This window comes from Rhodococcus sp. NPDC127527, assembly GCF_042672245.1.
Lineage (GTDB): Bacteria > Actinomycetota > Actinomycetes > Mycobacteriales > Mycobacteriaceae > Rhodococcus_G.
The window spans coordinates 149,132-168,797 of sequence record NZ_JBHXVP010000004.1; the positions used below are offsets into that span (position 1 = coordinate 149,132).

At 70.6% G+C, this 19,666-nt stretch carries 22 protein-coding genes; 2 read left to right on the forward strand and 20 right to left on the reverse strand.

Annotated elements, in window-relative coordinates; translation table 11 throughout:
* Positions 1 to 25 precede the first annotated feature (25 nt).
* On the forward strand, positions 26 to 1,129 hold the full coding sequence (locus ACFVH2_RS09295; RefSeq protein ID WP_378421764.1) for a sulfate/molybdate ABC transporter ATP-binding protein: 1,104 nt from the start codon (positions 26 to 28) through the stop codon (positions 1,127 to 1,129).
* On the opposite strand, the gene ACFVH2_RS09300 is transcribed toward ACFVH2_RS09295, so the two are convergent.
* The 15 genes from ACFVH2_RS09300 to ACFVH2_RS09370 form a co-directional block, all read right to left on the reverse strand.
* Positions 1,126 to 2,592: a flavin-containing monooxygenase gene (locus ACFVH2_RS09300; protein ID WP_378421766.1), complete on the reverse strand. Its 1,467-nt coding sequence runs from the start codon at positions 2,590 to 2,592 to the stop codon at positions 1,126 to 1,128. The two genes, ACFVH2_RS09295 and ACFVH2_RS09300, sit on opposite strands and share 4 nt — an antisense overlap.
* Before the next feature lie 83 nt (positions 2,593 to 2,675).
* Positions 2,676 to 2,957 carry a metal-sensitive transcriptional regulator gene (locus ACFVH2_RS09305; protein ID WP_378421768.1) on the reverse strand — a complete coding sequence of 94 codons (282 nt, stop codon included), beginning with the start codon at positions 2,955 to 2,957 and terminating at the stop codon, positions 2,676 to 2,678.
* A 41-nt stretch (positions 2,958 to 2,998) separates the two neighbouring features.
* Positions 2,999 to 4,006, reverse strand: coding sequence for a 1-aminocyclopropane-1-carboxylate deaminase/D-cysteine desulfhydrase (locus ACFVH2_RS09310; RefSeq protein WP_378421770.1), 1,008 nt, complete (start codon positions 4,004 to 4,006; stop codon positions 2,999 to 3,001).
* A 2-nt stretch (positions 4,007 to 4,008) separates the two neighbouring features.
* Positions 4,009 to 5,310, reverse strand: a complete 1,302-nt coding sequence (locus ACFVH2_RS09315) for a D-arabinono-1,4-lactone oxidase (protein ID WP_378421772.1) — start codon at positions 5,308 to 5,310, stop codon at positions 4,009 to 4,011.
* Positions 5,311 to 5,355: 45 nt separating this feature from the next.
* Complete coding sequence (locus tag ACFVH2_RS09320) at positions 5,356 to 6,354, reverse strand: LysR family transcriptional regulator (protein WP_378421774.1); 999 nt, start codon at positions 6,352 to 6,354, stop codon at positions 5,356 to 5,358.
* Positions 6,335 to 6,601 carry a hypothetical protein gene (locus ACFVH2_RS09325; RefSeq protein WP_378421776.1) on the reverse strand — a complete coding sequence of 89 codons (267 nt, stop codon included), beginning with the start codon at positions 6,599 to 6,601 and terminating at the stop codon, positions 6,335 to 6,337. The genes ACFVH2_RS09320 and ACFVH2_RS09325 overlap by 20 nt, the downstream gene beginning before the upstream one ends.
* Positions 6,598 to 7,110: a hypothetical protein gene (locus ACFVH2_RS09330; protein WP_378421778.1), complete on the reverse strand. Its 513-nt coding sequence runs from the start codon at positions 7,108 to 7,110 to the stop codon at positions 6,598 to 6,600. Before ACFVH2_RS09330 ends, ACFVH2_RS09325 begins: the two co-directional genes overlap by 4 nt.
* A complete protein-coding gene (locus tag ACFVH2_RS09335) occupies positions 7,103 to 7,534 on the reverse strand; it encodes a hypothetical protein (RefSeq protein WP_378421780.1) in 432 nt (143 codons plus the stop codon). The genes ACFVH2_RS09330 and ACFVH2_RS09335 overlap by 8 nt, the downstream gene beginning before the upstream one ends.
* Positions 7,535 to 7,539: 5 nt before the next feature.
* A complete protein-coding gene (locus tag ACFVH2_RS09340; RefSeq protein ID WP_378421782.1) occupies positions 7,540 to 8,118 on the reverse strand; it encodes a hypothetical protein in 579 nt (192 codons plus the stop codon).
* Positions 8,115 to 9,089: a porphobilinogen synthase gene (gene hemB / locus ACFVH2_RS09345; RefSeq protein ID WP_378421784.1), complete on the reverse strand. Its 975-nt coding sequence runs from the start codon at positions 9,087 to 9,089 to the stop codon at positions 8,115 to 8,117. The genes ACFVH2_RS09340 and hemB overlap by 4 nt, the downstream gene beginning before the upstream one ends.
* A gap of 76 nt (positions 9,090 to 9,165) precedes the next feature.
* A complete protein-coding gene (locus tag ACFVH2_RS09350; protein ID WP_378421786.1) occupies positions 9,166 to 10,737 on the reverse strand; it encodes a uroporphyrinogen-III synthase in 1,572 nt (523 codons plus the stop codon).
* A 111-nt stretch (positions 10,738 to 10,848) separates the two neighbouring features.
* Positions 10,849 to 11,841, reverse strand: a complete 993-nt coding sequence (gene hemC / locus ACFVH2_RS09355) for a hydroxymethylbilane synthase (RefSeq protein ID WP_378421788.1) — start codon at positions 11,839 to 11,841, stop codon at positions 10,849 to 10,851.
* Positions 11,838 to 13,253 carry a glutamyl-tRNA reductase gene (locus ACFVH2_RS09360; RefSeq protein ID WP_378421790.1) on the reverse strand — a complete coding sequence of 472 codons (1,416 nt, stop codon included), beginning with the start codon at positions 13,251 to 13,253 and terminating at the stop codon, positions 11,838 to 11,840. Before ACFVH2_RS09360 ends, hemC begins: the two co-directional genes overlap by 4 nt.
* On the reverse strand, positions 13,250 to 14,101 hold the full coding sequence (locus ACFVH2_RS09365) for a redox-sensing transcriptional repressor Rex (protein WP_378421792.1): 852 nt from the start codon (positions 14,099 to 14,101) through the stop codon (positions 13,250 to 13,252). Before ACFVH2_RS09365 ends, ACFVH2_RS09360 begins: the two co-directional genes overlap by 4 nt.
* Positions 14,102 to 14,269: 168 nt before the next feature.
* Positions 14,270 to 14,530 carry a glutaredoxin family protein gene (locus ACFVH2_RS09370; protein ID WP_378421794.1) on the reverse strand — a complete coding sequence of 87 codons (261 nt, stop codon included), beginning with the start codon at positions 14,528 to 14,530 and terminating at the stop codon, positions 14,270 to 14,272.
* 212 nt (positions 14,531 to 14,742) lie between these two features.
* Between ACFVH2_RS09370 and ACFVH2_RS09375 the strand changes: the two genes are divergently transcribed.
* Positions 14,743 to 15,732 carry an HAD family hydrolase gene (locus tag ACFVH2_RS09375; protein WP_378421796.1) on the forward strand — a complete coding sequence of 330 codons (990 nt, stop codon included), beginning with the start codon at positions 14,743 to 14,745 and terminating at the stop codon, positions 15,730 to 15,732.
* 24 nt (positions 15,733 to 15,756) lie between these two features.
* Here ACFVH2_RS09375 and ACFVH2_RS09380 read toward each other — a convergent pair whose 3' ends face one another.
* The 5 genes from ACFVH2_RS09380 to proC form a co-directional block, all read right to left on the reverse strand.
* Positions 15,757 to 16,782, reverse strand: a complete 1,026-nt coding sequence (locus ACFVH2_RS09380; protein ID WP_378421798.1) for a lysophospholipid acyltransferase family protein — start codon at positions 16,780 to 16,782, stop codon at positions 15,757 to 15,759.
* Positions 16,779 to 17,852 (reverse strand): NAD-dependent epimerase/dehydratase family protein, encoded by a 1,074-nt coding sequence (locus ACFVH2_RS09385; protein WP_378422180.1) that lies wholly within the window; start codon positions 17,850 to 17,852, stop codon positions 16,779 to 16,781. Before ACFVH2_RS09385 ends, ACFVH2_RS09380 begins: the two co-directional genes overlap by 4 nt.
* Positions 17,853 to 18,076: 224 nt before the next feature.
* Complete coding sequence (locus ACFVH2_RS09390; RefSeq protein WP_003402602.1) at positions 18,077 to 18,178, reverse strand: 30S ribosomal protein bS22; 102 nt, start codon at positions 18,176 to 18,178, stop codon at positions 18,077 to 18,079.
* 222 nt (positions 18,179 to 18,400) lie between these two features.
* The gene (locus tag ACFVH2_RS09395; protein ID WP_378421800.1) at positions 18,401 to 18,670 is read right to left on the reverse strand and encodes a helix-turn-helix domain-containing protein; all 270 of its coding nucleotides are present in this window, start codon (positions 18,668 to 18,670) and stop codon (positions 18,401 to 18,403) included.
* Between the two features lie 161 nt (positions 18,671 to 18,831).
* Positions 18,832 to 19,647, reverse strand: a complete 816-nt coding sequence (proC, locus tag ACFVH2_RS09400) for a pyrroline-5-carboxylate reductase (protein ID WP_378421802.1) — start codon at positions 19,645 to 19,647, stop codon at positions 18,832 to 18,834.
* Positions 19,648 to 19,666: the final 19 nt, after the last annotated feature.

Sequence of the window (19,666 nt, forward strand, 5' to 3'; positions counted from 1 at the left end):
GTAGTGCTGTGATGTCGGGTGCGCCGTGAGCGGCGTGCGGGTCAGTGCCCGCCTCGATCGTCGAGGCGTCGACTTCGACGTCACGATCGCGGACGGGGAGGTGCTCGCCGTGCTCGGACCCAACGGGGCCGGCAAGTCGACTCTGCTCTCACTGATCGCCGGACTGCTGCGCCCCGACCGCGGCACCGTGACCGTAGGCGGCGACATCCTCACCGACACCGAGACGGGGGTGTTCGTCGCGCCGCACGCGCGCGGGGTGGCCCTGCTCAGCCAGCGGCCGCTGCTGTTTCCGCATCTGACGGCCGCCGCGAACGTCGGCTTCGCCCCGCGCAGCCACGGCGCCGGGCGGTCGACCGCGCGGGCTGCTGCGACGAGGTGGCTGCGCGAGGTCGACGCCGAGGACCTCGCGCGCAGGCGCCCCGCACAGCTCTCCGGCGGGCAGGCCCAGCGGATTGCGATCGCGCGCGCCCTCGCCGCCGAGCCGCGAGTCCTGCTCCTCGACGAGCCGATGGCCGCGTTGGATGTCACGGTCGCGCCCGCGCTGCGGCGACTGCTGCGTCGCATTCTGCGCGAGCAAGGGCGAACCGCGGTGATCGTCACCCATGATCTGCTCGACGCCCTGGCCCTGGCGGACCGGGTGGTCGTGGTCGAGGCCGGCCGGGTGGTCGAGTCCGGCACCGTGCGCGAGGTGCTCACCACCCCGCGCAGCACCTTCGCGGCGAAGGTCGCCGGCGTCAATCTGGTCTCGGGTCGGATCGTCGAACCCGGCACTCTCGAAACATCCTGGGGTGCCCCAATTTCCGGAATCGGCGAGGTGGAGCCCGGCACACTTGCGGTGGCACTGTTCCGGCCCGGCTCGGTAGCCGTGCACCTCGAACCACCACATGCCAGTCCCCGCAACGTCTTTCCGGTGACGATCGCCGAGCTGGAGGTACACGGAGCCGCGGTGCGGGTGCACGGCGAGCGGAACCCGGACGGCAGCGCCGGCCTGACCGCCGACGTGACACCCGCGGCGGTCGCGGACCTCGACCTGCACCCCGGCGTCGGGGTGTACTTCGTGGTCAAGACCCAGGAGGTCGAGGTGCTCGCGGCCCTGGTGGGGCCGGGCGCCGCGTCCACCGGCATCTAGAACAGCTCGTGCGCGCCCCGATCCACCCGCCGGGTCCGCATCCGGTACTGCCACGAGAAGCCCGGCCACAGTGAGTGATTGGCACCCTGAGCATCCACGTACCAGCTGCGGCAGCCACCGGTGCTCCACACGGCGGCGGCGAGCTTGCTGTGCAGTTCCTCGTGAAACTCCGACTGTGCGTCCTCGCGCACGTCGATCGCTCGCGCCGCGGCGTCCGCCACCAATTCCATCGCCGCGAGCGCGTACCGGACCTGGGACTCGATCATGAACACCACCGAGGTGTGGCCGAGTCCGGTGTTGGGACCGGTCAGCAGGAACGCGTTGGGCAGCCCCGACACGCTGATGCCGAGGTGCGTCCGGATCCCGTCCCGCTGCCACCGCTGCTGAAGACTGACACCGCCGCGCCCGACGAGCGGCAGCCGGGCCAGCGCACCGGCCACCCGGAATCCGGTGGCGTAGACGATGGCGTCCACCGGGCGGACGGTCCCGTCTGCGGTGACGACGGCGTCGGGCCGGATCTCGGCAATGCGCTCGGTGACCACCTCGGTGCGCGGATCGGCCACCGCCGGAAAATAGTTGTTGGACCGCAGGATTCGCTTGCAGCCGATCCGGTAGTCGGGGGTGAGGGTGGCCCGGAGCGCCGGATCGCCGACCTGTCGGCGCAGATGCCGGAGCGCCCGGCGCTCGAGCGGCCGGACGAGCGCCGGGTGGCCGTTCAGCCCGGCGGCGAGCGTCTCGGCGCCGCAGTAGGTCAACCCCCGAAGGATCTTGGCGCCCAGCCGGGTACGCGGTACCGGCAGCCGTTCGCGGCGCGGCAGCACCCACGGGGGCGTGCGCTGGTACAACTGGAGCGACCCCGCGCGTTCGGCGATCTGCGGGACCAACTGAACTGCGCTGGCGCCGGTACCGATCACCGCAACCGACTTGCCGGCCAGGTCCACCGAGTGGTCCCAGCCCGCCGTGTGGAACTGTGCACCCCGGAAGGATTCCGCACCGGGGATCCTCGGCACCTTCGGCAGGTGCAGGGCGCCCGTGCCGATGACGAGAAACCGGGCCACGTACTCACGGCCGGCGGTGGTGTACACATGCCAGCGGGCACCGGACTCGTCCCAGCGGGCGCCCGCGACCTCGACTCCGAACTCGATGCGATCGCGGATCCGGTGCTCGTCTGCCACGCGCCCGAGGTAGCCCAGGATCTCCGACTGCGCCGCCCGCACCCCACTCCAGCGCCTGTTCGGCGCGAACGAGTACGAGTACAGGACCGACGGCACGTCGCACTCGCAGCCTGGATACGTGTTCTCCCGCCAGGTACCGCCGAGGTCGTCCGCCTTCTCGAGAACGACGAAGTCGGCATGTCCGGCCCTGACGAGACCTGCGGCCATGCCGAGGCCGGCGAACCCGGCCCCGATCACCACGGTGTGGTGCACCCGCTCGGCGCGGTCCCTGTCCGTCTCAGTCGACATCGCTGCACTCCCTCCAACTTGAACAGTGTTCAAGTTGGAGGGAGTGCAGCGCAAATCGGGCGGCCGGAACGCCGCGGTCGCCGCTAGGAGCGAACCAGCCGGGCGATCGCGTCCGAGGCCTCCTTGACCTTCGCGTCCGCCTCCGGGCCGCCCTTCCTGGCGGCCTCGACGACGCAGTGCGCGAGGTGCTCGTCCATCAGCTTCAGCGAGACCGACTGCAGCGCCTTCGTCGCCGCGGACACCTGGGTCAGGATGTCGATGCAGTAACGGTCGTCGTCGACCATGCGCGAGATGCCCGCGACCTGTCCCTCGATGCGGCGAAGTCGCTTGAGGAGGTCGTCCTTCTGCGGGGAGTAACCGTTCATGACGTGATGATACCCGGTATGGGTATATTCGCGCCAGGCGATCAGCGCGGGGACAGTCTGGGACCGTTCGTGTTCAGGAACACGACGGGACCACCGCCGAGGCGGCCGGCCGCATCGAGAGCGAGCACCGCTGCCATGGCCTTGGCCGTGTAGACGGGTTCGAGGGTGAGACCGGCTCGCTCGCCGGCGAGGGCAAGTGCGGTGTCTCCCTGGTCGGTGGGATGGCCGTAGCCGTCGCCGAGCTGGTCGCGCACCAGCACCAGGTCATCGGCGCCGAGCGTGAGCTCGGGTACTCGGGCGCCGCGGGAGCGGAGTAGTCGTTCGGTGCGCCGCGCCGAGCGCAGCAGGGTGGTCTCGTCGAGACGTAGCTTGTCGTTCACCACGACGCCGACCACGCGGGTGGACAGCCCGGCGAGCCGAAGGCCGAGCAGCAGTCCGGCCGCGGTGCCACCCGATCCGATAGCGGTGACGACGTGCGTCGGCTCGGTGACGATCCCCGCCGATACCTGACCGGCCAGTTCCAGCGCGGCCTCCACGTAGCCGAGGGTCCCGACCGCGGACGAACCGCCCGCGGGCAGGAGATACGGCAGCCGGGCTCCGGTGGCGTGCCGGGCAAGCAGCAGCGGGACGGCTGCGACGGTGCGTGCCTTGGTTCGGGTGAAGTGCAGCGTGGCACCGCTGCTTTCGAGGCGTTCGAGTTGCGCGCTGACATGGTCGTCGACCGGCTGGTCTACGAGGGCGATCGCGGTGTCCATCCCGTGTTCGCGCGCGTACAGAGCGGTCGCCAGGCCCCAATTCGTTCCCAGCCCACCGACGGTGAGGATGGTGCGTCGGCCTCGACGCCGCGCATCGGGGATGAGCCATTCGAGTTTGCGGACCTTGTTGCCGCCCCAGCCGCCGTCGCCGTATTCGCCCTCGTCCTTGAGCCAGATCTCGGCCGGACCGTCCGTGAGGCCGGGCAGCGGCCGCAGCGACGTCGGGCCGGAGCCGAGCCGGAGGTACGGAAGCGTGCCGCGGAGGTCACCGAACCGGTCGTGCAGCATTGCCATCGTCAGGCCCCCAACACGCGCTCGACGTAGGGGTTGGTGAATCGTCGCTGCGGATCAAGTCGGTCACGCACCGCGGCGAATCGATCCCAGTGCGGAAAGTGTGGGCGCAGATCGTCGGCGGCGCGGAAATGGCGCTTGCCCCAGTGCGGTCGGCCGCCGTACTCGAGCAGCACCCGCTCCACCTCGCGGAAGTACGGCTCCCATTCCATCCCCTCGAACTGGTGCACGGCGATGTAGCAGGTCTCGCGGTCGCCGGCCGGGCTGAGGAAAGCGTCGTCGGGGGCGACGAACCGCACCTCCAGCGGCACCGGCACGTCGAAGCGCGACTCCTGCGCGACGGCGAGGACCCGCCGCACGGCCTGTGCGGCATCCGCGCTGGGGATCGCGTACTCCATCTCCGTGATGGGGACGAGCCGCGGGGTCGCGAAGACCCGGTAGGAGCGGTCGATGCGGTGTGTCGTCCCGGACTGGCTGGCGCACAGGCGGTTGATGGCCGGGATCCACCCGGGGCGTGCGCGGCCCACGCGGCAGGCGGCCCAGAAGGCGTAGTTGGTCATCACGACGTCGTGGAGCCACTCCCGGCGCTTCGAGAGTGGCCGCGGCTCGGCGGTCGTGCGGTTCCAGGTCTTGGTCATCGCGAACCGGGTGTGCGGGAAGACGAAGAAGCCGAAATGATCGTTCTTGTCGGCGAGTTCGCCGAGATTGTCGAGGACGTCGTCGAGCGGTTCGAGCGTGTCGATGCCCTCCAGCGTGAACGCGGGTACCGCCTGCAGCGTCACCGCGCTGACGACACCGAGCGCGCCGATGCTCACGCGCGCGGCGCGGTAGGTCTCCGGGTCGCCGTCCGCATCGACCTCGATCACGGTGCCGTCGGCGAGGGTCAGCTCGATCGAACGCAGGCTCGTCGACAGGTTGGGCAGCCGGATGCCCGCGCCGTGCGTGCCCGTCGCGGTCGCGCCCGCGATCGACTGCACGTCGATGTCACCGAGGTTCGCGAACGCCAGGCCGTGGTCCCACATCGCGGCGCTCAGCGCGCCGAGCGAGATCCCGGCCTCGCACCGGACCAGCCCCGATGAAGGGTCGACGTCGAGCACCCGGTTCATCCTGTCCAGGGTGACCAGTACCCCGTCGGTCAGCACGCCGTCGTTGAACGAATGGCCGGAGCCTGCGACCCGCACCCTGTCGCCGTCGCGCCCCGCGCGCTCGATCACCTCCGCGAGTCCGTCCCGGCTCGCCGGGCGCTCGATCGATCGCGGCCGGCAGACCTGGTCGCCAGCGAAATTCGTCCATGTCATCTCACCCATGAGAAGTGACGCTAGGGCGGCGGGGATGCCAACGGAAACACTCGTTCAGAGTGCACTCACAGGCTGCGCCTGCCAGTCGGGAAGTGGTGCACTGATGGTGCGTTCCGCGAGGTCTGGAGCACACAGCCGGGCGACCACCGCGCCGTGCTCCTCCCGGACGTCCCTGGCTACCTCCACGAACCCACGCACCAGAGCCGACTCGCGATCCCGCCGCCAGCCGACGGCAACCTCGCTCGGTGCGGCATCCGTGATCGGCACCAGCCGCACCCCGGGATAGTCGAGCCACCGGGCCGCCGCGCCGGTCACCACGAACCCGACGCCGGCCGACACCTTCTGCAGCTCCTCGAGGACCGTCGTCGACCGGGAGACCACGTTCGCGGGCTCTCCGTCGCGATGTGCGTCCAGCTCCCAGAACGCATTCCACGTCCGATCGGCACACGCCGACCCGAGAATCGGTTCCGCGAGCAGCTCACCCACCTGCACCGACTCGCGACCCGCCAGCCGGTTCCCCTGCGGCAACGCCGCCACCACCGGCTCCGCGAACAGGCGCTCGAAGCAGATGCCTGGCGTCCCGATCGGACGACGCAGGATCGCCACATCCACGGCCTCCTGGGCCAGCCCGGCCGAGGGATCGTCGTAATTGAACTGTCTCATCTCCACGGTCACGTGTGGGTGGCGCGCGCGAAATGCCGACAGGATCGGTTCCGTCAGGGTGAGAGCCGCTCCCTCCATGAACCCCAGCACCAGCCGGTCGCATGCCCGGCGATGCGTCGAGCGTGCGTGCTCCGCCGCGGCGGACATGGCGGACAGGATCGACCGGGCGTCCTGCAGGAAGTCCTCACCTGCGGCGGTGAGGCGCACACTGCGCGTGGTCCGGACCAGCAGCGGTACACCGAGGATCTGTTCCAGCTGCTTGATCTGCGCACTCAACGACTGCTGCGCCATGTGCAGCCGGCCGGCAGCGCGGGTGAAACTCAGCTCTTCCGCCACGGCGGCGAAGTACCGCAGGTGCCGTGCCTCCAGCTCACCGGGAGCCCCGCTCACCTGGGCGTCCGAGATCCGCTCGTCCCCCCCGGATCAAGTCGATCACCAGCAGACCCGCCGCGACGGCCGACGCCGTTGCCGCACCGATCCAGGACCCCGAGTAGTGCGTCGTCGAGAACGGCGGCGCCCCCTCGGCGAGCGGGGCGAAATCCGACGTCTGCACGCCCCGGCTCCAACACCACACACCCAGCAGCACGAAGGCCACCGCCAGGCCCGCCTCCGCGAGCCGCACCACCCGTGTACTCACCGCCCGTTCCCCTCCCCCTCGCCGTCACGCACCGCGTCCTCGAGCACGGCCCGCAGCGCGTCGCCGTCACGGGCCCACGCCCGAACCAGCTCGCCGCCGCGCAACCGGAGTCCGATCCCCGTGCGGCGACGGGGCACCCCCGACAGGTCGCCGAGGGCGCGCGCCGACTCCCACGGTTCCAGATCGTCCGCGAACGGGTCCGCCTCGGGCAACACCTCGACGATGTCCGCCAGTTCCACGGTCTCCGTGCCGCAGCGCACCGTGATCGCGGTGACCTCGACGCTCGCGTGCCTGCGCGCGGCGACCACCTGCAGGGCCACCAGCCCCGCCAGTGCCACCGCGAACAGCGTCAGCCCCAGCAGGTGCACCCCGACACCGATGAACAGGTCGGCGACGAGGACCACCAGGCACAGCACGGGACCGAGGGCGACCACCCGCCAGCGGGCGCCGGGCTCCTCGAAGACGGGCTTGTCGACGTCGGGCGCCGGCTTGCCGGCGGTGTCACTCACGCACGAACCATCCGGTCGCGGACCGCAGGTACACCAGCACGCTCGCGGCCGACAGCACGATCGACACCAGCAGCATCGGTGCCTGGCCCAGACCGGTGAGCAGCAGCGCGCACTGAATCAACGCATAGACCACCGACAATGCGACCACCGCGCGCCGGAACCGCGGGTCCCCCGCTCTCGTCGGCCCGGACATCAGCCCGACCGCGAGCCCGACGACCAGCGACACCACTCCGGAGCCGCGGAGGAGCAGCACCAGCGCGTCGACACCGGCCGGGTCGGCGCCGCGTTCGGCCAGCGTCTCGCGTAGCGCCGAACCGGAGGTGGTGAGGGCGAGCAGTCCGAACAGCACGAGCAGCGCCGCGCTCGCCAGCCACAGCCAGTACGCGATCTCGACCGGCCGCGGGCGGGTCGGCTCGTCGCCCACCGCCGCTACCGGCCGTTCACCGCGGGCAGGAAGTAGCGGTTGGAATCCGCCCGGTGCATGAGCACCACCGCGCCGACCGACAGCACGGCCTGCAGGATGCCCGCGCCGCCGGAGATCATCGCGCCGGCCCCGCCGCCCGCCCCCAGCCCGAACAGGGTCGGCACCGCGAGGAACACCATCAGTACGCCGGCCATGGTGACGAGCATCCGGGCCCAGTTCCGGCCGCGTCGCATCTTGTAGACGAACAGCAGGTACAGCGCGGTGATCGCGAGTCCGATCAGCGCGGACACCCCGAGGCCGACGAGGATCAGGGCGTCCATGGTGGAGCCGCTGATGTCGAGCGTCGGGTCCTGCGCCCGCAGGTCGCGCGTCAACTGGTCCACGTAGGTCGCACGGTCGCCGTACACGGCGGCGAGCGAAGCGAACAGGTTGACCACCCCGAGAGCCGCCACGCCGCACAGCAATTGGAACGCGGTGAGCACGTCCACGGGAGGTTGCCGGTCGCCGTTGCGGACCGGGTCCATCGGCGGCTGGGCCCCACCCGGCCAGTTCCCGCCGCGCTCGGGCGGCACCGGAGCGGTCACAGCCGGCCCGCCACTTCGGCGGCCCAGTAGGTCAGCACGATGTCCGCACCGGCCCGCCGGATGCACAGCAGCGACTCGTCGATCGCGGCGTCCCGGTCGATCCAGCCGTTCTGCGCGGCCGCCGTGATCATCGAGTACTCACCCGAGATCTGGTACGCCGCAACGGGAACGGTGGACATGTCGGCGGTCTCACGCAGTACGTCGAGGTAACTCATGGCGGGCTTGACCATCACCATGTCGGCGCCCTCCTCGAGGTCGAGGTCCACCTCGCGCAGCGACTCGCGACGGTTCGCCGGATCCTGTTGGTAGCTGCGGCGATCGCCCTCGAGCGAGGACCCGACGGCCTCCCGGAACGGCCCGTAGAACGCGGAGGCGTACTTCGTCGCGTACGCCAGGATCCCGGTGTCGACGTGGCCGGCGTCGTCGAGACCCTCGCGGATCGCGGCGACCTGGCCGTCCATCATCCCGCTCGGTCCGAGCAGGTGCGCGCCGGACTCCGCCTGGGCCAGCGCCATGTCCACGTACCGGGTGAGGGTGGCGTCGTTGTCGACCGTGCCGTCCGCGGTCAGCACGCCGCAGTGGCCGTGCGCGGTGAACTCGTCGAGGCAGGTGTCGGCCATGATCACGGTGTCGTCGCCGAGGTCGGCGCGGAGCGCACGCAGGCCCCGGTTGAGGATGCCGTCCGGGTCGGTCGCCCCCGACCCCTGCGCGTCCTTGTCCTCGGGCCGTGGGACACCGAAGAGCATCAGCCCGCCGACCCCGGCCGCGACCGCCTCGGTCGCGGCGGTGCGCAGCGAGTCGAGGGTGTGCTGGAAGACGCCGGGCATGGAGCTGATCTCGCGCGGCGCGTCGATGCCGTCGGCCACGAACATCGGCAAGACCAGATGCCGTGGCTCCAAAGAGGTTTCAGCGACAAGTCGGCGCAGCGCCTTCGTGCTGCGCAGACGGCGGGGTCGTTCGGCCGGGAACAAGGGTGCCCTCCTTCGTCGGACCCGTGAGCCCTTTCGGCCCGTCACGGGGCCGGAAGGACTCACGGGCGCGTAGCGCCTAGCGCCTACGGGACTTCTTGCGCGGCGGCGGCAGCGCGCCCTCGGCACGCAGCCGGGCCGCGTGCTCGGCGAGCGCCTCCACCAGCGGTCCGACCTGAGCGGTCTCCGGCTGCACGTCGACCCGCAGGCCGAACTCGATCGCCGTCTCCGCGGTCTTCGGTCCGATGCACGCCACCAGGGTGCGCGCGTGCGGCTTGCCCGCGATGCCGACCAGGTTCCGGACGGTGGACGAGGAGGTGAAGCACACCGCGTCGAACCCGCCGGTCTTGATCATCTCGCGGGTCTCGGCCGGCGGCGGCGCCGCCCGCACGGTGCGGTACGCGGTGACGTCGTCGATCTCCCAGCCACGCTGACGCAGGCCCTCGGCGAGGGTCTCGGTGGCGATGTCCGCGCGGGGCAGCAGCACCCGGTTGACCGGATCGAAGACGTCGTCGTACGGGGCGAATTCGGCGAGCAGGCCCTCGCTGGACTGCTCACCGGAGGGCACCAGTTCGGGGTTGATGCCGAAGCTGCGCACCTTGTCCGCGGTGGCCTGTCCGACGCAGGCGATCTTCACGCCGGAGAAGGCGCGGGCGTCCAGACCGAACTCCTCGAACTTCTCCCACACCGCACGCACCGCGTTGGTGGAGGTGAACACCACCCACTGGTAGCGGCCGTCGACCAGGCCCTTGACCGACCGCTCCATCTGCGCCGGACTGCGCGGCGGCTCGACGGCGATGGTCGGGACCTCGATCGGGATGGCCCCGTGCGTGACGAGCCGATCGCTCATCTCCCCGGCCTGGTCCTTGGTGCGCGGCACCAGCACGGTCCAGCCGTACAGGGCCCGCGACTCCCACCAGGACATCTTGTTTCGGTGGCTGACGATCTTGCCGACGGTGACGACCAGCGAACCGACCAGTTCCGACCCCGCCTCGTTCAGCGTCGCGAGGGTCGCCTCGACGGTGCGCTGCTGCCGGGTGGTGCCACGGACGGTGATCGCCGCGGGGGTCTGCGGCGCGAGGCCGTGCTCGACCAGCGCGCTGGCGGTCTCGGCCAGGTGCGCGGCGCCTGCGTGCAGCACCAGCGGTCCGGGCGCCGCGGCCAGCGCCGCCCAGTCCACCTCGCCGCGCACGTCGGCCTCGGTGTGCCCGGAGCCGAGCGCCATCCCGGCGTAGCTCGGCACGGCGGACCCCGCGGGCAGACCGGGCAGGATCTCGAACTGCACCTGGGTGCGCGCGACCGCCGTGACCTCGGCGATGACCGAGTCGGTCGTCAGCGGGTCACCCGAGACGAGCCGGACCACGTCGTGACCGTTCTTCGCCTCGTGCACCAGGGTCTTCGCGACCTCGGCCGGCTCACCGAGTGCGGGACGGACCTCCGAGAGCGGATGCTCGGGATCGATCTCGACGCCCGCGACCTCGAGCGCGGTGCCGACGATGGCCGTGACGCCCTTGTCGACATCCGGGTCGGTGTAGGCGAGGGTCGCGTTCGCGAGCACGTCCCGGGCCCGGACGGTGAGCAGTGCCGGATCGCCCGGGCCGGAGCCCACGAACAGGATCCGTCCGGGGGTGTTCTTACGGACTCGGCTCATCGGTTGTTCTCCAGTGCGTTCAGGATTCCAGCAGTGCGGGGTGGTGCGGAGTCGGGTGTGATTGTGGGCCAGCGCGGTGGCAGCACGCGCGGTTTCGAGCGGTACCTGGGATCAGTCATCGGCCGATCCCTCCTCCGCTTCGGCGGCCGCCATCAGGTCCCTGGCACCGAGGTCGAGGAGTTCACGGGCGACGGCGCGACCGAGCTCCTCGGCGTGGGCCGGCGAGCCGACCGCCGACGCGCGGATCGAGTCCGACCCGTCGACCGCGGCGGCGCAGCCGCGCACCGACAGCTCGTCGAAGACCTTGCCGTCGTCGTCCATGGACTCGACGACCTCGGCGAGCGCCCCGACCGGTGCGGTGCAGCCGGCCTCGAGCTCGGCGAGCAGCGCCCGCTCCGCGACCACCGCGGCGCGCGCGGCCGGGTCGTCGAGCTCGGCGAGGACGGCGATGAGCGTGGGATCGTCGGCGCGACACTCGACCGCGAGCGCGCCCTGCGACGGCGCGGGCAGCATCTGGACGGGCTCGAGCGACTCGGTGATCGCGTCCAGCCGGCCGATCCGGGACAGTCCGGCCCGCGCGATCACGATCGCGTCGAGTTCACCCGACGCGACCTTCCCGAGCCGGGTGTCGATGTTGCCGCGCAGCGGCGCGATCTCCAGGCCGAGTCCGAGCGCGCGCAGCTGGGCCCGACGGCGCGGCGCCGAGGTCCCGACCTTCGATCCGGGCGGCAGCTCGCCGAGCACCAGGCCGTCGCGGGCGACCAACGCGTCGCGCGGGTCCTCGCGGGGCGGGACCGCGGCGATCGTCAGCTCCGCCGGCTGTGCGGTGGGCAGGTCCTTGTACGAGTGGACGGCCACGTCCACCTCGCCGGCGAGCAGCGCCTCGCGCAGCTCCGCGACGAACACACCGACGCCGATGCGCTGCACCGGGCCCGCGGTGACGTCGCCCTTGGTCGTGATGATCACCAGCTCCGCGGGGTGCCCGGCGGCGATCAGCGCGTCACGGACCGTACCGGCCTGCGTGGTGGCCAGCAGGCTGCCACGGGTGCCGATGCGGAGGGTCTTCGGGACCGCCTGTGCGGTCGGCCGGGACGGGGCACTCATTCCTGCATCCCCTTCCACCAGTTCTGTGCGTTCTCGTTCTCGCGGCCCGCGGTGAAGTCGTCGGCGAGCTCGACCGCGCGCAGCTCCATCGGCGTGGCCACTGCCTCCGCCGAGCCGGGTGCCAGCTCGAACAGCTCACGCAGCGCCGCCGCGTAGGCGTCGCCGCCCGGCGTCGAGGCAAGCTGCTTGACCCGCACGGTCGGCGCGTGCAGCAGTTTGTCGACCACGCGACGCACGGTCCGTGCGACCTCGTCACGCTGCGGATCGTCCAGTCCGGGCAGCCGCGACTCGAGCCGCAGCAGTTCGCCCTCGACCACCTCGGCCGCGCGCTGACGCAGGGCGGTGACGGTCGGGGTGACCTCGGCGAGCCGCTGGCCGGCCAGGTAGGTGGCGAGCTCGCCCGCGACGATCTCGCGGGCGGCGTCCTCGTCCGAGGCCGCCGCACCGGCGGCGGGATCGGCCTGCAGGGACGCCATGTCGAGCAGGCTCACGCCGGGCAGTCCGGCGACCGACGGCTCGACGTCGCGGGGCAGTCCGAGGTCGCAGATGACCAGCGGTCGCACCGCGGGATCGCGCTTCGCGAGCGCCAGGTGCGCGTCCGCGAGGGTCACCACGGCGCCGACCGCACCGGTACAGGCGACCATCACGTCGGCCTCGGTGATGGCGGTCGTCAGATCGGACAGCGCAACGGTGTCCGCGTCCACGCCCGCGGCGCGGACCGTGTCGGCCAGGTGCTCGGCGCGCTCGCGGGTGCGATTCGCGACGACGATCCGGCCGATGCCGGCCCGGGTCAGGTGGGCCACCGACAGTCCGCCCATCGCGCCGGCACCGACCACCACCGCGGTGCGGCCCGCGAGTCCGTCGTGGCCGTTGCTGGCGCCGAGCAGTCCGGCGGCCCGGTCCAGCGCCACCGAGACGACCGAGGCGCCCGCCTTGTCGATTCCGGTTTCCGAGTGCACCCGCTTGCCGACCCGCAGCGCCTGCTGGGCCAGCTCGTGCAGCACCCGGCCCGCGGCCTTCTGGCCGTCGGAGGTCGCGTAGGCGGTGCGGATCTGTCCGAGGATCTGCTGCTCGCCGATCACCATCGAGTCCAGACCGCTGGCGACCGCGAACAGGTGCTCGGCGGCGGCCTCGCTGTAGCGGACGTAGGCGTGCTTGGTGACGTCGCCGAGGGCGAGTCCGGAGTGTTCGGTGAGAAGGTCCCCGACCGTGGCGAGCGCACCGTGGAACGCGTCCACCACCGAGTAGATCTCGACCCGGTTGCAGGTCGAGACGATCATGACCTCGGAGATGTGCGGCGAGGCCAGCATCTTGTCGATCAGCTTCGGCCGATCCGTGTCGCCGACGGCGACCTTCTCGAGGATGGAGACGGGCGCACTTCGGTGCGAAATCCCGACCAGGAGAACACTCACGGTGCGATCACCGATCCATTCTTTGTCGAACCCAGAGCCGTCGAAGCCGAGCGGGCAGGTGTGGTGCGTGCCGTGCTCGCGCGGCCGGCACCGAGCCCGACCGCCGTGGCGGCCACCTCGGGCTCGGACTCGGCGTTGCGCGCGCTGTGGAACGAGAGCACCTGCATCTCGACGGCGAGATCCACTCGACGGATCTCGACGTGCCTGGGTACATCCAGCGGCGAGGCCGCGAAGGTCAGGATGCAGCGCACACCCGCGTTGACGAGGTGGTCGCACACCTCCTGCGCCGAGTCGTCGGGCGTCGCGACGACACCGATGGTGGCGTGCAGTTCGCGACAGTCCGACTCGAGATCCGCGACGTCGCGGACGGTGAGCCCGTCGACGACGGTGCCGATCCGGCCGGGGTCCCGGTCGAACAGCCCGACCATGGTGAATCCGCGTCGGCCGAAGCCGCCGTACCGGGCCAGTGCCTGGCCGAGGTTGCCGACGCCGACCAGAACCACCTGGTGGCCACGGTCGAGACCGAGCGCGGCCTCGATCCGGGCGCGGAGTTTGGTCACGTCGTAGCCGACGCCGCGGACACCGTTGGGGCCGAGGAACGACAGGTCCTTGCGCAGTTTCGCCGAGCCGACTCCCGCGGCGGTCGCGAGTTCCTCGCTGGAGACGATGAGCGTGCCGTCGTCGGCCATCAGGCCGAGCACCCGGAGGTAGGCCGCGAGCCGGGTGACCGTGGCTTGCGGCAGGTCCCGCACGGTGGTGTCGGCGCGCGACGGATCCGGACGGGCGCCCCGGTCAGCCCCGGCGTCGCCACGGGCGGAGAACCCATGCGGCTGGTGCTGTTCGGTCACGTTCGTGGCTCCTCGTCCGGCCATGCACACGACCGGTCTTCACGTTGATCCGGGGGACTGTTCACACCACGGTAACTGCTTGTGAAGCCCTGCACAAAGTCGCAACGATTCCGACAACACCCGCCGCGACCTGCGCAGCGACCGCCTGCGGGGGCTCGCAGGTCGGCCTCAGATTGTCAAATCCGAACGCAACCTGACCTCGTCGACCTCCCAGTAGCTGTGCTCACGACCGTCCAGCAGCACGACGGGCAGCCGGTCGCCGTACTCGGCCCGGAGCTCGGGATCCGCCGCGGCCGCCTCGTCGACGTCGACGGATTCGAGCGGAATGCCGAATTCCTCACACAGCGGGACCAACCGATCGTGGGCGGTCACGCACGAGGAACAGCCGGCTCGGGTCAGCAGGGTGATGGTGTGGGCGGAGGCCGTCATGGGTCCACTGTGCCATCACCGCACACCGCGCCGGCCGGGCTACCAGCCGAGACGGACGTCACAGCCGCGCCGCCGCCCGGCGATCCGGCCGGTGCTCCCGCGAAACGGACGATAGGGTTGGCGGCAAGAAGCAGCGAGGCTCGCGAAGCGACCTGGATTGTCGTCTGGCGCGAGCGAAGTGACGGGGTGCGACCCCGAAACGGGAGGTACGAGTGCCTGGTCTGACGGGTCCGACGGGTTCGGGACTGGGCGCGGGCTGGCGCGGCGTTGGAGGTCGGCGACGCAACCGGAACCCGCTGGGCCCGAGCGACGCGCAGCTGCGCGCCAACCTGGCCGGTGAGGCCAGCGCCGATGCCGCACTCGCGTTGCACGAGGCGGAGTCGGTGGTCGCCGAGGGCGACACCGCCGTCGCCGACATCGAGTCCGCGGTCCCCCGCGACCTCACCGCCGCCGCGTTCTTCGACGTGGACAACACCATGGTCCAGGGCGCCTCGATCATTCACTTCGCCAGGGGTCTCGCCGCCCGCAAGTACATCTCGCTCGCCGACATGGCCCGTTTCGGCTGGCAGCAGCTCAAGTTCCGGGTCACCGGCAAGGAGAACAGCGACGACGTCGCCAGCGGCAAGGAGAAGGCCCTCGCCTTCATCGCCGGCCGCGAGACCGCCGAGTTCACCCGGCTCGGCGAGGACATCTACGACCAGCTGATCGCCGACAAGATCTGGCCTGGCACCCGGGCGCTGGCCCAGATGCACCTCGACGCGGGCCAGCAGGTGTGGCTGGTGACCGCGACGCCGGTGGAGCTCGCGCAGGTGATCGCCAAGCGGCTCGGCCTGACCGGTGCGCTCGGCACCGTCGTCGAGTCCGAGGACGGCAAGTTCACCGGCCGGCTGGTCGGCGACATCCTGCACGGTGCGGGCAAGGCGCACGCGGTGCGCACCCTGGCGGTGCGCGAGGGGTTGAACCTCAAGCGGTGCACCGCGTACTCGGACAGCCACAACGACGTGCCCATGCTCTCGCTCGTCGGTACCGCGGTCGCGATCAACCCGGACGCGGACCTGAAGGAACTGGCCCGCAACCGTGGCTGGGAGATCCGGGACTACCGCACCGGCCGAAAGGCGGCGAAGATCGGCGTGCCCACTGCCCTCGCGCTCGGCGCGGTCGGCGGCGCGCTGGCGGCCGTGATCGGGCGCAGGCGGCACTAGCCGCCGGAGTCGCGGCCTGACTGCCTAGCCGAGGAAGACGTTCCGACGCTGGGCCAGCAGTCGGTACAGCGTCTGCTGGATGGTCTCGCGCACGTGGTCGGTCAGTTCGAAGAGCACCATCGGGTCCTCCGCGCTGGCCGTGTCGTACGAGTCGGTGACGATCGGCTCGCCGAACTCGATGTACCACTTCGACGGCAGCGGGATCAGGCCCAACGGCCCGAAGTGCGGGAACAGCGGTGTCACCGGGAAGTAGGGCATCCCTAGCAGCCGTGCCAGCGACTTGAGGTCGCCGATCTTCGGGTAGATCTCCTCGGAACCGACGATCGAGCACGGCACGATGGGCACACCCGTGCGCAGGGCCGCCGAGACGAACCCGCCGCGGCCGAACCGCTGCAGCTTGTACCGCTCGCCGAACGGCTTGCCGATGCCCTTGAATCCCTCCGGGAAGACCGCCGCGACCTCGCCGCCGCGCAGCAGTCGTTCGGCGTCCGGGTTGCATGCCAGGGTGTGCCCGGCCTTGCGCGCGATGTTGCCGACGACCGGCATCTCGAACGCCAGGTCTGCGGCGAGCATCCGCAGCGGTCGGTGGGCGGGATGCTTGTCGAACATCGCGACCGACGTCATCAGGCCGTCGATCGGCACCACGCCGGCGTGGTTCGCCACCACCAGCGCGCCGCCCTCGGCGGGCACGTTCTCGATGCCGCGCACCTCCACCCGGAACCACGACTCGAACAACGGTCGCAGCAACGGCAGCCAGACGTTCTCGGCGAAGTGCGGGTCGAAACCGAATTCGTCGACCTGGTAGTCGCCGGTCAGCCGGCGACGAATGAACTCCGCCGTCGCCACCACCTGGTCCGCTACCAGACCGCGCGCCGACTCGAGCACCGAATCCGTCAGTGACGGCGCGGGCGGGGCCGACGGCTGCCGCGAGGCGAACAATTGCGTCGGACTCGCGGCCCCACCGTCCGGACCGGTGCGCAGCGGCCGCGCCCTGGGTCGGCGCGGGACCGAGTCGCCGTGCAGCGGAATCACCTTGGCCACCTCGTTCACCGTGCCCCTCCGCCCGCGCCGACGAGGTTCTGCAGTCCGATCTCCACCGACTCCAGCCAGTCCCGGCTGAGCACCGGTCGGAACCCGGCGCCGCTGATCATGTCGTCGAGTGCTTGCAGGGTCGTCCAGCGTGGTTCGAAGCCGAGTTCGGATCTCATCCGCCCGGTGTCGAGGCCACAGCCGAAGTAGAAGTACTCGAGTTGTTCCTTGGTGAACTGACGCAGGGACGAGCCCATGACTACCTTCCCGAGCGTTCGGAACAGCTGGAACGGGACCGGCACCGGGACGCCGCCCGCCCGCCGGATGGCCTGGGAGAGCATGACGACACCGTCCGCCGCGACGTTGAACGTCCCGGCCGGACCGGTCACCGTGGCCCGCTCGAGCGCCGCGAGCGCGTCCTCCTCGTGCAGCAGCTGCATGCGGGCGTCGCGGCCGAGGATCATCGGGACCACCGGCGAGTTCAGGTACTGGGAGACGGAGCCGTGCAGCCGGGGCCCGATCAGCGGTGCCATCCGCAGCAGCGACACCGCGATGTCCGGCCGGCGCCTGCCGAGGCCACGTGCATACCCCTCGATCTCGATCGTGTCACGGGCGAAGGCTCCCTGCGGCGGCCTCCGCGCGCTCATCTCCTCGGTGAACTTCGCCGGGTCCTTGGCGCTGCAGCCGTACACCGCCGCGGACGAACGCACCACGACCTTGCGCACGTCCGGCGACTTCTGGCAGACCGCGAACAGCTGCATGGCACCGAGCACGTTCATGTCCTTCATCGCGGCGCGACTACCGGACTTCGGGGCCTTGACGATGGTGGCGGCGTGCACGACGGTGTCCACCTTCGCGCCTCGGATCACCTTTCCGATGAGCGGATTGCGGATGTCGGCCCGGACGAACTCGGCGCGCCCCATCCGGCGCAGCATGTCCTTGCTCGGCGAGACGGCGTCAACGGCGATGACCCGTTCGATACTCGGATCCTGAGCGAGCCTGGTCACCAGGTAGCCACCGAGGAACCTGCTGGCCCCGGTCACCAGCACCACGCCCGGCGGTTCTACCCGCCTGTCCCCGACCGTCACGATTCCACCCCTGTTCGTCACTGCGTCACCCGCTCCCCCGCGAGCCTAGCCGCTTCCGACGCGACTACCCAAAGACTTAACGATGCCGAAACGTACTGTCCACCAACCGTTTTGTGACCTAACAAATGGACGCTCGACCAGATCGCCCCCTGAACGCAGCGATGCCCGCCACCGTGAGGTGGCGGGCATCGGTTCGGGCGCGAGCCCAAGCCTGCGGACTCGGCAGACTACTTACCGAGTTTCCTACGCTGCACGCGCGTCCTGCGAAGCAGCTTGCGGTGCTTCTTCTTCGACATGCGCTTGCGTCGCTTCTTGATCACTGAACCCATGGCGGGTGTCCCTCACGTTCTTCTCTAGCGTTCCTGCGCACGCAGGTCACGTACGCGTGCGTTACAGCTACTCTCCACCAACGTGGCGCTGTGGCCTCGTCTCGACTAACCCAGCGCCTGACGACACCCGGCTGGCACGACAAGTAGTCATCGTACCGGTGCGGCAGTGCCTGCTCGAAACCGAGCACCGATTCTGCCGTCGGCCGGGGTCGCCCCCGGCCCTCAGCCGGCGTCGAAATACGAGGTCTCCAGATAGTCGTGCACCGCCTTCGCATGCACCCTGAACGAACGCCCCACCCGAACGGCGGGTAGCTCACCACTGTGCACCAGCCGGTACACCGTCATCTTCGACACCCGCATCAAGGTCGCCACCTCGGCGACGGTGAGGAACTGAGTGCCGCCGAGGACGGGTTGCCCTTCTGGGGTGGAGCTCTTGCTCTTGTTCGTCGGAGCCGACTTGTTCGCCGGCGTCGACTTGTTTGTAGACACCATTAATCCGCATACCTCCGGCACGTGCCGCGCCGCCGGCTTCCCCTCCGGCGGAACAGACACGCACGTGCTGTAACGAGCTTAGCGGGACTGGTGGGGTTACTGCGACGGGTGTACGCAAACGAATTTCGATTCCGCCGCCCGTTCGGACCGCGCGCCGGTCCCTACTCCGGCGAGGCGCCGAGCGCCGCGGACCTGCTCTTCGCGGCCACCAGAGCCTCGTAGAAGGCCGTCCGTACACCCCCACGCTCGAGCTCACGTACCGCCGCGGCGGTGGTGCCACCGGGCGAGGTCACGGCCGCCCGCAGATCGTGCGCGGATTCCCCGGAACCGGCGAGCATGGCCGCGGACCCCACCATCGTCTGGACCACCAGCTCGGTGGTGGTCGCCCGGGTCAGCCCGAGGCCGACACCAGCCTCGATCATCGCCTCGGCGACCAGGAACATGTAGGCCGGACCCGAACCGGACACGGCGGTGACCGCGTCGATCTGCGACTCCGCGACGGTGACCACCTTGCCGACCGCCTCGAGGATCTCGCGGACCGTCTGCATGTGCTCCGCGGTCGCGTACCGGCCCGCGGCGATGGCGCTGACGCCCTCCCCGACCAGCATCGGGGTGTTGGGCATCACGCGCACCACCGGGAAGCCCGCCGGCAGCTTGGCCTCGTAGCGGGCGGTCGGCAGCCCGGCCGCCAGCGTGACGACGAGCTGTTCGACGTCGCCGTCGAGGTCCATCGACGCGAGCTCGGTCATCACCGAGTCGACGTCGGCAGGCTTGACCGCGACCACGATGACGTGGGCACCCTCGGCGGCGTCGGCGATGGTCGTGGCCCGGATCCCGAACTGGCCCGCCAACTCCTCGGCGCGGGGGGCGTACTGCTCGGCGACCACCAGGTCCTTGGGTGCGCGACCCGCCTTCAACAGACCCGAGATCAGCGCCTCGCCGATCCGGCCGCCACCGATCACTGCAATTCTCGTCATGGCGGCAAGCCTGCCATGC